The sequence below is a fragment of the Microbacterium sp. 05T445 genome, from assembly GCF_056395865.1.
Genome location: NZ_JBFTKJ010000002.1, coordinates 1,349,262 through 1,362,887 on the forward strand (window position 1 = coordinate 1,349,262; position 13,626 = coordinate 1,362,887).

At 69.5% G+C, this 13,626-nt stretch carries 11 protein-coding genes; 6 read left to right on the plus strand and 5 right to left on the minus strand.

Features of this window, described 5'->3' with window-relative positions; genetic code table 11:
- The first annotated feature begins 6 nt into the window (after positions 1–6).
- The 3 genes from AC1DDU_RS15865 (at position 7) to AC1DDU_RS15875 (ending at position 3,311) form a co-directional block, all read left to right on the plus strand.
- Positions 7–678 carry an ATP-dependent Clp protease proteolytic subunit gene (locus AC1DDU_RS15865; RefSeq protein WP_477435746.1) on the plus strand — a complete coding sequence of 224 codons (672 nt, stop codon included), beginning with the start codon at positions 7–9 and terminating at the stop codon, positions 676–678.
- 201 nt (positions 679–879) lie between these two features.
- The gene (gene clpX / locus AC1DDU_RS15870) at positions 880–2,148 is read left to right on the plus strand and encodes an ATP-dependent Clp protease ATP-binding subunit ClpX (RefSeq protein ID WP_477435748.1); all 1,269 of its coding nucleotides are present in this window, start codon (positions 880–882) and stop codon (positions 2,146–2,148) included.
- A 44-nt stretch (positions 2,149–2,192) separates the two neighbouring features.
- Complete coding sequence (locus AC1DDU_RS15875; RefSeq protein WP_477435750.1) at positions 2,193–3,311, plus strand: epoxide hydrolase family protein; 1,119 nt, start codon at positions 2,193–2,195, stop codon at positions 3,309–3,311.
- 7 nt (positions 3,312–3,318) lie between these two features.
- On the opposite strand, the gene AC1DDU_RS15880 is transcribed toward AC1DDU_RS15875, so the two are convergent.
- The gene (locus tag AC1DDU_RS15880) at positions 3,319–5,370 is read right to left on the minus strand and encodes a M3 family metallopeptidase (RefSeq protein ID WP_477435752.1); all 2,052 of its coding nucleotides are present in this window, start codon (positions 5,368–5,370) and stop codon (positions 3,319–3,321) included.
- Between the two features lie 118 nt (positions 5,371–5,488).
- Between AC1DDU_RS15880 and AC1DDU_RS15885 the strand changes: the two genes are divergently transcribed.
- Genes AC1DDU_RS15885 through AC1DDU_RS15895 form a run of 3 tightly spaced genes read left to right on the plus strand, consistent with a single transcriptional unit; the run spans position 5,489 to position 7,693 of the window.
- On the plus strand, positions 5,489–6,118 hold the full coding sequence (locus tag AC1DDU_RS15885) for an ArsR/SmtB family transcription factor (protein ID WP_477435754.1): 630 nt from the start codon (positions 5,489–5,491) through the stop codon (positions 6,116–6,118).
- 10 nt (positions 6,119–6,128) lie between these two features.
- Positions 6,129–6,356, plus strand: a complete 228-nt coding sequence (locus AC1DDU_RS15890) for a hypothetical protein (protein ID WP_477435756.1) — start codon at positions 6,129–6,131, stop codon at positions 6,354–6,356.
- Positions 6,353–7,693, plus strand: coding sequence for an MFS transporter (locus tag AC1DDU_RS15895; protein ID WP_477435758.1), 1,341 nt, complete (start codon positions 6,353–6,355; stop codon positions 7,691–7,693). The genes AC1DDU_RS15890 and AC1DDU_RS15895 overlap by 4 nt, the downstream gene beginning before the upstream one ends.
- A 28-nt stretch (positions 7,694–7,721) precedes the next feature.
- Here AC1DDU_RS15895 and AC1DDU_RS15900 read toward each other — a convergent pair whose 3' ends face one another.
- From AC1DDU_RS15900 to AC1DDU_RS15915, 4 genes are all read right to left on the minus strand, one after another.
- Entirely contained in the window at positions 7,722–7,970 is a 249-nt protein-coding gene (locus tag AC1DDU_RS15900) for a hypothetical protein (RefSeq protein ID WP_477435760.1), read from the minus strand.
- 1 nt (position 7,971) lies between these two features.
- Complete coding sequence (gene valS / locus AC1DDU_RS15905) at positions 7,972–10,566, minus strand: valine--tRNA ligase (RefSeq protein ID WP_477435762.1); 2,595 nt, start codon at positions 10,564–10,566, stop codon at positions 7,972–7,974.
- Positions 10,567–10,704: 138 nt separating this feature from the next.
- Positions 10,705–12,060, minus strand: a complete 1,356-nt coding sequence (locus AC1DDU_RS15910) for an MFS transporter (RefSeq protein WP_477435764.1) — start codon at positions 12,058–12,060, stop codon at positions 10,705–10,707.
- Between the two features lie 59 nt (positions 12,061–12,119).
- Entirely contained in the window at positions 12,120–13,601 is a 1,482-nt protein-coding gene (locus AC1DDU_RS15915; RefSeq protein ID WP_477435766.1) for a GH1 family beta-glucosidase, read from the minus strand.
- Between the last annotated feature and the right edge of the window lie 25 nt (positions 13,602–13,626).

The following is a 13,626-nucleotide window of genomic DNA, read 5'->3' on the forward strand; positions in this document are numbered from 1 at the left end:
CCGCACATGCAGACCCCCACCTTCGGTCCGAGCGCCCCGCAGGGCCTCCAGATGCCCGGCAGTCGCTACATCCTGCCGCAGTTCGAGGAGCGCACGGCCTACGGCTACAAGCGCCAGGACCCGTACAACAAGCTGTTCGAGGACCGCGTCATCTTCCTGGGAGTCCAGGTCGACGACGCCTCGGCGGACGACGTCATGGCCCAGCTGCTCGTGCTCGAGTCCCAAGACCCCGACCGCGACATCATCATGTACATCAACTCGCCGGGCGGCTCGTTCACGGCGATGACGGCGATCTACGACACCATGCAGTACGTGTCGCCGCAGATCCAGACCGTCGTGCTCGGCCAGGCGGCCTCCGCCGCTGCGGTGCTGCTGGCCGCCGGCGCGCCGGGCAAGCGCCTCGCCCTGCCGAACGCGCGCATCCTGATCCACCAGCCCGCCGTGGGCGAGGCCGGTCACGGTCAGGCGTCCGACATCGAGATCCAGGCCGCTGAGATCCTCCGCATGCGGACCTGGCTCGAGGAGACGCTGGCGAAGCACTCGAACAAGACGCAGGCTGAGGTCAACAAGGACATCGACCGCGACAAGATCCTCTCCGCCGAGGAGAGCGTCGCGTACGGTCTCGTCGACCAGGTGCTGACCACCCGCAAGCGCGGGCAGCAGGCACTGACGAAGTAGGCACGCTCCGCGTGAGTTCACGGCGCCCCGCCGTCCGGATCCTCCGGGCGACGGGGCGCCGTCGTGCGCAACGGGTGTTCCGCTGACCGCGAACCCGACTCCCTCCACAACGTGCGTCGCAATGCCGCCGCTTGTCGGCGTCAGCTATTAGGCTCGGAGAACAGTCGGGGGGCTTTCCCCGCCGCGACGAGGAGGGGCCACATGGCACGCATCGGTGAGAGCGCCGACCTGTTCAAGTGCTCCTTCTGCGGCAAGAGCCAGAAGCAGGTGCAGCAGCTCATCGCAGGACCGGGCGTCTACATCTGCGACGAGTGCGTCGAGCTGTGCAACGAGATCATCGAAGAGCGCATGGCCGAGTCGTCGTCGGGCGTCGTCGCCGACTTCGATCTGCCCAAGCCGCGCGAGATCTTCGGGTTCCTCGAGGAGTACGTCGTCGGGCAGACCGACGCGAAGCGCGCGCTGTCGGTCGCGGTCTACAACCACTACAAGCGCGTGCGCGCCCACGGCACGATCCAGTCGGCAGAGCAGCGTGCCGAAGAGATCGAGATCGCCAAGAGCAACATCCTCCTGCTCGGCCCGACCGGCTGCGGCAAGACCTACCTCGCGCAGACGCTCGCGAAGCGCCTGAACGTCCCTTTCGCCGTCGCCGACGCCACCGCGCTCACCGAAGCCGGCTACGTCGGCGAGGATGTCGAGAACATCCTGCTGAAGCTCCTGCAGGCCGCCGACTTCGACACCAAGCGCGCCGAGACCGGCATCATCTACATCGACGAGGTCGACAAGATCGCCCGCAAGGCCGAGAACCCGTCGATCACCCGCGATGTCTCGGGGGAGGGCGTGCAGCAGGCGCTGCTGAAGATCCTTGAGGGCACCGTCGCCTCCGTGCCCCCGCAGGGCGGACGCAAGCACCCGCACCAGGAGTTCATCCAGATCGACACCACGAACGTGCTGTTCATCGTGGCTGGCGCGTTCGCCGGTCTGGAAGACATCATCTCGTCGCGCGTGGGCAAGCACGGCGTCGGGTTCGGTGCACCGCTGCACAACAAGGGCGACGATCTCAGCCTGTTCAGCGAGGTGCAGCCCGAAGACCTCCACAAGTTCGGCCTGATCCCCGAGTTCATCGGCCGTCTTCCCGTCGTGGCCTCGGTGTCGCCGCTGGACCGCGAGGCCCTGATGGAGATCCTCACCGAGCCCAAGAACGCGCTGGTCAAGCAGTACCACCGCATGTTCGAGCTCGACGGGGTCACGCTGGAGTTCGACCGCGAGGCGCTGGAAGCCATCGCCGACCTCGCGGTGGCGCGCAAGACGGGCGCCCGCGGCCTCCGCGCGATCCTCGAAGACGTGCTCGGCCCGATCATGTTCGAGATCCCCTCGACGGACGACGTCGACAAGGTCATCGTCACGCGGGCAGCGGTCGACGAGGGCGCGGCACCGACCCTGGTGCTGCGCGAGAAGCGCAAGAGCGCCTGAGCGCCACCCGACTGCGTGTCGGAGGTGCCGAGTAGCTTCGGTGCGTGAACACCCCGCAGCCGTTCTCGATCCACGTCCCTGACGCCGAGCTCGCCGATCTGCGCGATCGCCTCGAGCGATTCCGTCCGCTGCCGGATTCGCCGCGACGACCGGCGTCGGGAATGGATGCCGTGTACCTCGCCGACCTCGTCGACGCGTGGCGGCAGTGGGATTGGCGCTCCCGCGAGGCGTGGCTGAACGCGCATCCGCAGTTCCTCGCGGACGCCGGCGGCGACACGATCCACTTCGCGCACCTTCGCTCCGCACGGGACGACGCGCCTGCACTGCTGGTGATGCACGGCTGGCCGCACACGTTCGCGTTGCAGCTGGACTTCGCCGACCTGCTTCCGGACTTCCACGTCGTGGTGCCGAGCTTCCCGGGCTTCGGATTCTCACCGCCGTACACCGACGGCCCGATGACGGAGGTGCGGCTGGCGGCGACGATGCACGCGCTCATGACCGACGTGCTCGGGTACGACACGTATCTCACCTACGGCGAGGACGTCTCGGCCAACGTCAACGACCTGATCGCGGGCACGTATCCGGCGTCGGTGTCGGGAGTCGTCGTGACCCACTCCCACTTCCCGTCAGCTGCCGAGCGTCCCGCGCTGACGGCCCCGGACGAGATCGCCTTCTTCGCGCGGCTGGAGCGATGGGGCGGGGAGAACGGCGCGTACGGGCACGTGCAGGCCACGCGCCCCGACACGCTGGCGGCGGCTCTCAACGACTCGCCTGCAGGACTGCTGGCGTGGCTCACCGAGAAGCTCGTCGAGTGGAGCGACACACCCGCCGGAGACCCGAGCGCGATCGAGCGGCGTCTCTCGCGCGATCGGATCCTCACCGAGGCGATGATCTACTGGACCACCCAGAGCATCGGCACATCGTTCCGCCCCTACTACGAGGGCGCCGACCAGCCCGACGCGATGCCGTCCGTGGAGGTGCCGGCATCCGTCCACATCCAGCGCCACGAGGGCGACTACCCGCAGTCGCTTGCCGAGCGCTTCTACCTCGACCTGCGCACGTTCGAGCGTCTCGACGAAGGCGGGCACTTCGCGATCGCCGAAGTGCCCACCGTCATGGCCGATCGGGTTCGCGCGTTCGCGCGCGAACTCGGCCTGCTGTGAGCCGCCGTCAGCCGGCGAGCCCGCGGCGCTCGAGGAGCGGCTGGATGTCGGCATCCCGGCCCCGGAAGTCGCGGTAGGCCTCCAGCGGGTCCTTCGAACCGCCCACGCCCAGCAGGCGGCCACGGAAGCGGTCGCCGTTCTCGCGGCGCAGTCCGCCGTTCTCACGGAACCACTCGACCGTGTCGGCGTCGAGCACCTCGCTCCAGATGTACGAGTAGTAGCCCGCGCTGTACCCGCCGGAGAAGACGTGCGCGAAGTACGTGGACGAGTAGCGCGTGGGCACGGCGGGGTTGTCGAGTCCGATGTCGGCGAGCGCGGATGCCTCGAACCCGGCGACGTCGATGTCGGTGGCGGCCTCCGTCACCGACAGCGAGTGCCAGGCCTGGTCGAGCCACGCCGCCGCGAGGTACTCGCTGGTCGCGAAGCCCTGGTTGAACGCCTCGGAGGCGTGGAGCTTCTCGACGACCTCGGCGGAGAGAGGCTCGTCGGTGTCGATGTGACGGGCGTACGCGGCGAGGATCTCGGGCCAGTAGATCCACATCTCGTTGACCTGGCTGGGGAACTCCACGAAGTCGCGGAAGACGTTGGTGCCCGCGAAATGCGGGTACGTGACGTGCGCGAACAGCCCGTGCAGCGCGTGGCCGAACTCGTGGAACAGCGTCGTCACCTCGTCGAGGCTCAGGAGTGTGGGCTGCCCGGCGGCCGGCTTGGGCACGTTGAGGTTGTTCACGACGATGGGGTCGGTGCCGCGCAGCCGGGACTGCAGCACGATCGAGTTCATCCACGCGCCGCCCCGCTTGGTGTCACGCGTGTAGAGATCGAGGACGTACAGGCCCAGCGCCGATCCGTCGGCGTTGTGCACCTCGAAGACACGGGTGTCGGGGTGATAGCCGCCCAGGTCCGTGCGCTCGGTGAAGGTGATGCCGTACAGGTCGGTGGCGGCACGGAACACGCCGTCCTGCAGCACCCGCTCGGCCTCGAACCAGGGGCGCAGCGCCGCCCGATCGAGGTCGTACTCGGCGGCGCGCACCTTCTCGGTGTAGAACGCCCAGTCGTGGGCCCCGAGCGGGAACGGCGCGGGCTCCGCGTCGATGATCGCCTGCAGTTTCTCCTGCTCGCGCCGGGCGTTGCGCGCGGCGGGCGCGGCGAGCTGGCGGAGCAGGTCGTGCACTGCGGCGGGGGAGCCCGCGGTCTCGTCGGAGGTGACATAGGCCGCGTGCGAGTCGTAGCCGAGCAGCGCCGCGCGCTCGGCCCGCAGCCGGACGATCTCGAGCAGCGTGGCGCGGTTGTCGTGCTCGTTTCCGCGTGATCCGCGGGAACGGGATGCCGCGAGCAGCCGCTCGCGCGAGGAGCGGTCGGTGAGGCTCGACAGGTACGGGTGCCCGGTGAACAGCGTGAGCGTGACCACCCACTTGCCGTCCAGGCCGCGGTCGGCGGCCGCCTGCGCGGCCGCGGAGAGCTCGCCGTCGGAGAGGCCGTTCAGCTCGGCCGCGTCATCGAAGACGACGGCGAGGTCGTTCGTGTCGGCGAGCAGGTTCTTCTCGAACTGCGTGGTCAGGGTGGACAGTCGCTGGTTCAACCCGGTGAGGCGCTCCTTCGCGTCGTCGTCGAGCCCGGCGCCGGCATGCGACATCTCGGTGTGGTGACGTTCCACGAGGTAGCGCTGCTCGGCGTCGAGCCCGAGGTCGTCGAGCTGGTCGTGGATGGTCTTGATGCGCCAGTACAGCGCCGCGTCGAGCTGGATCGAGTCCTGGTGCGCCGACATGAGCGGCGCGAGCTGCTCCTCGATCTCCTGGATCTCGGGCGTCGCGTCGGCCGACGAGACCGTGTAGAACGTGCGGGCGACGTCGCCCAGCAGTCGGCCGCTCTCCTCGAGGGGGACGAGCGTGTTCTCGAACGTGGGCATCGATCGCACGCGGGTGATCGCGGAGACTTCCGCACGGTGCGCGGCGAAGGCCGCCTCGAAGGCGGGCAGGTAGTGTTCGGGCCGGATCGCGGCGTAGTCCGGGAGGCCGTAGGGGAGCGTGCTGGGGGACAGGAGCGGGTTGTCGGTCGCCATGCGGCCAGCCTAGTCGCGCGGAGGCGATCGCCGACAGACCTTTGCAAACAGAGAGTTGCAAACAGAGAGTTGCAAAATAGTGCTTGCAAAGAAGTCTTTGCGCTCGTACGATGAGGACATGGCAGACGAGACCCCCACCGCGGCGGACGACGCGGGCGCATCGCTGGAGTCGACGCGGGCAGACCGCGTTCTCGACGCGGGTGCGCTGCGCGCCCTCGCCCACCCGCTGCGCGTGAAGATCTACGACATCCTCAGCCAGTACGGGCCGCAGACGGCGAGCTCGCTCGCCGAGCGACTGGGGGAGTCCTCGGGGTCCACCAGCTACCACCTGCGCGCCCTCGCCAAGCACGAGCTCATCCAGGAGGTCGCCGACCGCGGGTCGGGGCGCGAACGCTGGTGGGAGCGCCCCGTCGGCGGCGTCTCCTTCGCCAGCGCCGAGGCCCTCAAGACGCCTTCGGGCAAGGCGGCCACCCAGATCGTGATGAACGAGTTCTTCAAGCTCCGTCAGGAGCAGCTCATGCACTACATCGATCAAGGTCTGACCTCGGAGACGGAGGACTGGCAGGAGGGGAGCATGATCTCCACCGCCACCGCCCGCCTCACCCCCGAGCAGTCGACCGAACTCTCCCGCAAGATCATGGCGCTGATCGACGACGCCGTGGACAAGTACCGCAGTCAGACCGGCGAGAACGTGCGGCCCGTCACCATCCGGGCAGACGTGTTCCCGCTTCCCGAGCTCGAGGATTAGGAGCGCAGTCATGACCACTCTCACCGCCCACTACGCCACGACGCGGGTCGCGACCCGCACCACCGGCTTCGAGCGCACGCTGCTGCGCGCGGCATCCGCTCTCGACGCCTTCGTCGTCACCCGCCTCGAGCGACGCGACGGCGACGAGCTGCGGCGCGTGCAGCTGGCTCAGGATGCCACCGCCGAGGCGCGTCGTTCGGCACAGGCACGGGGCGCGATGGGCGTGCTGCCGCGATGAGCGACAGCACCGAGATCGCCGAGAAGACCGGGTCGTCGGCCGGGCGGGCACGCAGGGTCCCGCTCGGCCGCGACTTCGGAAAGCTGTGGACCGCGGCGGCGTTCAGCAACCTCGCCGACGGCGTCGGGCGCGTGGCGGTGCCCCTCATCGCCACCACGCTGACCCGCGACCCGCTGGCGATCTCGGCGATCGGCGCCCTGGCGTTCCTGCCCTGGCTCGTGTTCGGCCTGCCCGCCGGCATGATCGTCGACCGCTTCGACCGTCGCTGGATCATGGCGATCGCCAACACCATCCGCGGCACCGCCGCGGTCGGCCTGGCGCTGCTGACGGTCACCGGCTCGATCACGATCTGGTGGCTGTTCGCCGGCGTCCTGGTGTTCGGGCTCGGCGAGACGCTGTTCGACAATGCGACCAACGCGATCGTTCCGAGCGTGGTGAAGCGGCCGGCCCTGGACCGCGCGAACGGCTGGCTGCAGGCCGCGCAGGTCACGATCGACAGCTTCATCGCCTCGCCGATCGGCGGCGTGCTGTTCGCCGTCGCCCTCGCGCTGCCGCTGTGGGTCGGCGCCGCAGGTTACCTCATCCCGATCGTGCTGGCCGTGATGCTGCCGCTGTCGGCCGCGCGTCCTCTCCGCGACGCCGCCCTCGCACCGTCGGCCGAGGCTGCGGTCGCCGCGGGAGACCCGCTCGCCGCCGTCGAAGCCGAGACCGCCCGCCCCGAGCCCGCCGCGAGCGTGTCGGCACGCGACGCGGTGCGATACCTGTGGCAGCACCGGTTCCTGCGCTCCATGGTGCTGTTCACGTCGGTCGTCGGCTGCGCGTTCGCGTTCGCCCAGGCGCCGGTGTTCCTGTACTTCCTGGACGTGCACGGGGTGAAGCCCGCCGCCATCGGCGTGGTCACGGCCGGGATCGGGCTGGGGGCGCTGCTGGGATCGCTCATCGCATCACGGCTGGTGGAGCGCTTCGGGCGAGGCAAGGTGATGCTCGGCGCCAACCTGGTGGCCACCGTCGGCCTCGTCGGGGTCTGGGCGGCACCCGAGGCGATCAGCGCGACCGTCGCCTACGGAACCATGGCGTGCGCGGTGTCGATCTGGAACGTGCCGTGGGGCGCGCTGCGCCAGTCCATCGTCCCGGGCCACCTGTTCGGACGCGTGCTCGGGATCATCCGCACCTTCACGTGGGGGATCTTCCCGTTCGCGACGCTCCTCGGCGGATGGGTGGCCCGATTCGACCTGCGGCTGCCCTTCCTCATCGCGTCAGGGGTGACGCTGGTGGCGACCCTGGTCGCCGCGCGCCTCCTGCTGGAGGCGACGCGGCACACCGTGCCGGAGGAATGATCCGCGGACGCGCTCGGCGCGTCGGGTCTCAGCCGAACTCGTCGTCCGGATCGTGCCGCACGACGGGTTCGCCTTCGGCGTCGAGTGTCACGATGACCCCTGTGTCGAGCTCCGCGATCGGCTTGCCCTCGAGCCAGGTCAGCGTCCAGCGAGGACGCGGCTGACCGAGGTCGTCGCCGGGGATCGAGGCGTCGACACCCCGGACGCCGCGCGCGAGCGCGTCCGGCACGGCCTTCGGCGGCTCGTCGCCCGAGGTCCAGCGTGTGCCCAGCTGCATGTCAGGCCTCCTGCGCGGCGAGCTCGATCTCGGTCACCGACAGGGCGTCGGCATCCGCGTACTGGATGTCGGCGATCCGTCCGACCGCCTTCAGGTCGCCCTCGGCGAGCTTCAGGGCGGCGACGGATGACGCGGGCCCGGCGATGACGGCGCGCTCCACCGGCGTCTTCTGCGAGGCCTTGGCCTCGGTCTTGGCGCGGCGGATGCCGACCAGCGCCTCGCTCACCGTGGTGAGGACGGCGGGGTCGCCCGACTCCTCGTCCGGCGCGACGGGCCAGGCCGCGGCGTGCACCGAGCCCTCGTTGAACCAGGACCAGGCCTCTTCGGTCGCGAACGCGAGCACGGGCGCCAGCAGCCGCAGCAGCGCCGACATCGCCAGGCGCAGCGCGAGGGCCGCCGAGGCCTGCCCGGCATCGGTCTGGTTGTAGGCGCGCTCCTTGACGAGCTCGAGGTAGTCGTCGCAGAACGTCCAGAAGAACGACTCGGTCAGCTCCAGGGCCCGGGCGTGGTCGTAGTTCTCGTACGCCCTGGTGGCCTCGCGCACGACGCCGTGGAGGGTCGCCAGCATGGAGGCGTCGAGGGCGTGCGTGACCTCCGCGCCGTCCGGCACGGGGAACGAGAGAACGAACTTGGCGGCGTTGAGCACCTTGATCGCCAGGCGCCGTCCGATCTTGATCTGCGTCGGGTTCTGCGGGTCGAACGCGGCGTCGGTGCCCAGCCGGCTGGAAGCCGACCAGTACCGCACCGCGTCGGATCCGTGCTGAGCGAGGATGTCGGCGGGCGTGACGACGTTGCCCTTGGACTTGGACATCTTCTTGCGGTCGGGGTCGACGATGAAGCCCGAGATCGCGGCATCCGACCACGGCGCGCGGTCGTCCTCCAGCGCGCTGCGCAGCATCGTCGAGAAGAGCCACGTGCGGATGATGTCCTGGCCCTGCGGACGCAGATCGAACGGCGCGACGAGGTCCCACAGCTCGGGGTCGCGCTCCCAGCCGCCCGCGAGCTGCGGGGTCAGCGACGAGGTCGCCCAGGTGTCGAAGATGTCCTTCTCGCCCTCGAAGCCGCCGGCGACACCGCGCTGGTCCTCGGTGTAGCCCGGGGGCACGTCGGTCGTCGGGTCGACGGGCAGGCTCGCCAGGTCGGGGGTGAGGACCCGCTCGTAGTCCCGCTCGCCGTTCTCGTCGAGGCCGTACCAGACCGGGATCGGCACGCCGAAGAACCGCTGGCGCGAGACGAGCCAGTCACCGGTGAGACCGCCGACCCAGTTCTCGTAGCGCACCCGCATGAACTCGGGGTGCCAGCTCATGCCCTTGCCGAGGGACAGGAGCTTGTCACGAAGGGCCTCGTCGCGTGCGCCGTTGCGGACGTACCACTGGCGGGTCGAGACGATCTCGAGCGGGCGGTCGCCCTTCTCGTAGAACTTCACCGGGTGGCTGAAGGGCTTGGAGACCTCCAGCAGCTCGCCCGACTCCTCGAGGAGCTCGACCATGCGCTTCTTGGCGCTGAACACGGTCTTGCCGGCGAGCTCGGCGTAGGCCGCCTTGCCGGCATCCGAGACGATCGCCTCGGGGGCGTCGGCGAGCACGCGGCCGTCCATGCCGAGGATGGTGCGGTTGGGGAGGTCGAGTTCGCGCCACCACACGATGTCGGTGACATCGCCGAAGGTGCAGATCATCGCGATGCCCGTGCCCTTGTCCTGCTGCGCGAGGTGGTGGGCGAGCACCGGCACCTCGACGTCGAAGACCGGCGTGCGCACCGTCGAGCCGAAGTAGGGCTGGTACCGCTCGTCGTCGGGGTTGGCCACCAGCGCGACGCAGGAGGCGAGGAGCTCAGGGCGGGTCGTCTCGATGACGATGTCGCCGGTGCCGTCGGTCTTGTGGAACGCCACCTTGTGAAACGACGCGGTCTGCTCGCGGTCCTCGAGCTCGGCCTGGGCGATCGCGGACCGGAAGTCGATGTCCCACAGGGTCGGCGCGAGCGACTGGTACGCCTCGCCGCGCTCGATGTTGCGCAGGAACGCGCGCTGGCTGGTGCGGATCGTGTCGTCCGAGATCGTGCGGTAGGTCTGAGTCCAGTCCACCGACAGCCCGAGTTGACGGAAGAGGTCCTCGAAGTGCTTCTCGTCCTCGAAGGTCAGCGCCTCGCACAGCTCGATGAAGTTGCGGCGGCTGATCGGCACCTGGTCGGCGGGCTTGAGGCTCTTCGCGTCGCCCTGGAACGGCGGGGTGAAGCCGGCCTCATACGGCAGGGAGGGGTCGCAGCGCACGCCGTAGTAGTTCTGCACGCGCCGTTCGGTGGGCAGGCCGTTGTCGTCCCAGCCCATCGGATAGAACACCGTCTTGCCGCGCATGCGCTCGAAGCGCACCTTCACGTCGGTGTGCGTGTAGCTGAAGACGTGGCCGATGTGCAGCGATCCCGATGCGGTCGGCGGGGGAGTGTCGACCGAGTAGATGCCTGCGCGTCCGACCTCGGCGGCGCGGATGCGGTCGAACAGGTACGTGCCCCGCTCCGACCATGCGGCATCCCACTTGCTCTCGAGGCCCTCCAGCGCGGGCTTGTCGGGGATCTGTCCCTGCGTAGGGCGGGCGTCGGTCATGGCGTCTCCTCGAGCGATATGTGCGGCACTGTGTGAGCGTGCCTGAGTGTGGGATGTCGCTCGATTCTATCGGGTGCGTCTGCACCCGGGATGCGAGCGGATGCCGGGGGCCCCGGCATCCGCTCGCCGCACGTGCGCTCAGGCGTTCGCGGTGACCGTCGCGGGATCGGTCGCGAGCTCCGGCTCGGGAGCCCGTCGCGCGGCGAACCACGCCGAGACGAGCGTGACGACCGACATGATCGCCAGGATCACGCCGGGGTGCCACCACGCGTAGCCGGTCGCCTCGCCGAGCTGCAGCGTGAGGTAGGGCACGAACCCGCTGATCGTCGCCGCCAGCGCGTAGGCGACCGAGAGCGCCGAATAGCGGAAGCGGTCGGGGAAGAGGTCGTTCATGAGGCCGCCCAGGGCCGCCCACGCCATCGTCGGCAGGATCCCGCCGATCAGCATCGTGGCGACGAGGATCGGGAAGGTCGCGAACTGCAGCAGGAAGTACATCGGGAACGTGATGAGCAGCGTGCCCAGCGCGCCCCACACCACGACGTTCGCCGAGCCGACGCGGGCCGCCCACGCTCCGAAGAGCGGAATGGTGATCAGCTGCAGCAGCCCGCCGATCGTCGTCGCGACCAGCAGATCCTGGAAGCTGAAGCCGAGCTCGGCCACGCCGTAGTTGACGGTGTAGGTGTTCATCAGCGAGTAGGAGCCGATGCCGAGCAGGGCGGCGCCGATCGCGATGGCCATCGCGCCGGGACGCTGCGCGAACATCGTGACGAACGGCACGCGGTCGCGGCGTCCCTCGGCGACGACGCTCTCGAACACGGGCGTCTCCGAGATCGACCAGCGCAGGTACAGCGACACCAGCAGCAGCGGGATCGCGAGGAGGAACGGGATGCGCCATCCCCACGCCGCGATCTGTTCGGCGGGAAGCACGGCCGTGAGGACGATGAACACCGTCGCGGACAGGATGGAGCCGACGGGGGAGCCGAGCTGGGGGACCGACGCGTAGAACGCGCGCTTGACGGGACCGGAGTTCTCGGTCGCGATGAGGATCGAGCCTCCCCACTCGCCGCCGAGCGACAGGCCCTGCACGATGCGCAGCAGGAAGAGGAGGATCGCGCCGAGCCAGCCCGCCTGCGCGTAGGTCGGAAGCAGGCCGATGAGGCCGGTGGCGACGCCCATGATCGCGACCGTCCACAGCAGCGTCGCGCGGCGGCCCAGCCGGTCGCCCATGTACCCGAAGATCACGGCGCCGATCGGCCGCACCACGAACGCGAGCGCGATCGTGAGGAACGCGGCGCTCGTCGCGCCGAACTCGCCCAGCGGGTCGAAGAACAGCGGGCCGACGAAGAAGGCCGAGAAGTAGGCGAAGAGGTAGAAGTCGAAGGATTCGAGCGAGGTGCCCACCATCGACGCCCACGCGACACGGCGCGTCGGGACGGCTTCGAGGGCGAGTGCGGGTTCGGGTGCTGCTGCGGTCACGAGCAACCAGTGTGCCACGGTGCGAGCCTTGTTGGATCCGATTCAGAAACCTCGTCCGTGCCTGGTCGTCGCGGGACTCAACTCGCCGACACCGCGTTGGCCATGATCACCGACGAGAAGAACTCCGCGCTGCGCTTGGGTCGGCGCTCCTGCGTCGCGAAGTCCACGGCGACGATGCCCCACCGCTGCGTGTAGCCCTCCGCCCATTCGAAGTTGTCGAGCAGCGACCAGACGTAGTGACCCTCCAGCGGCACACCGTCGGCGATCGCGCGTGCGGACTGCTGGAAGTGCGCCCGCAGGAAGTCGACGCGCTCCGGATCGTCGACCGTGAGCTCGGCGGTGCGGTCCGGCACCCCGTTCTCCGTGATGATGAGAGGAATCGCCGGATACTCGTCCTTGAGCCGGATCAACAAGTCGTACAGGCCGGCGGGATGGATCTGCTGCCACGCGGCAGCCGAGGTCGGGGCGATCTCGACGGTATTCCCGCCGCCGTCGATCCCGGTCACCCCGTAGTACTGGATGGCGAGCAGATCGCACGGCGTGGAGATGACGTCGAGATCGCCGGATCGCTGCAGATCTCGGAACTCCGCCGGATCGGCGGGCAGCCTCCCCGGCTCCGGTCCGATCGCGTCGTCAGGGTAGGTCCCGAGCAGGATCGGGTCGAGGAACAGCCGGTTCTCCCTGGCATCCGTGGATGTCGCAGCGTCGGGGTCGTCCGGCTCCGTCGCGATGACGGGGATCAGGTTGAGCGCGGGCCCGATCCGACCCGGCGTCCCCAGTTCGCGGAAGCGCTGCACGGCACGGCCATGGGCCAAGAGCTGGTGGTGCACGGCAGCGGCCGCGATGTCGGGGTCGCGCAGTCCCGGTGCGTGGACCCCGTACCAGTGCCCCACGAACGCGTGCGTCTTGGGTTCGTTGAGCGTCAGCCAGTCCGCGGCTGACGGCCCGAGCGCGTCGAAGCACACCTCGGCGTAGTCGGCGAAACGCTCGGCGATGTCCCGTGACGTCCAGCCACCGGCATCCTGCAGCGCCTGCGGCAGGTCCCAGTGGAACAGCGTGATCGTGGGATGGATGCCGGCACCGGCCAGTGCGTCGACGAGACGTCGGTAGTAGTCCAGGCCCTTCTGGTTGACCGCGCCGGCGCCCGTGGGCAGCACACGCGACCAGGAGATCGAGAAGCGGTAGGCGCCGAGCCCGAGCGTGCCCATGAGCGCGACGTCTTCGGCGTACCGGTGGTACTGGTCGGCCGCCGGGTCGCCGGTGGAGCCGTCGACGATCGTGCCCGGCTGCGCCGCGAAGGTGTCCCAGATCGAGGGGCCTCGTCCGTCGGCGTCCAGAGCGCCCTCGATCTGGAATGCGCTCGTCGAGGCTCCCCAGGTGTACCCCTGCGGGAACGCCATCGGCTGCGTCGGCGGCGTCCAGGTGGGCGTGCGCGTGGGGCCGGCCACGGAGCCCGGTGGAGTGCAGGAGGCGAGCGCCGCGGCGAGGGCGCCGCCTCCGGTGGCCAGGAGGAACGTGCGGCGGGTGAGGTCGCTGCGCCGATGCGGGACTGCGGGCATCATCGCCTCCGGGAGTCCGGATCGT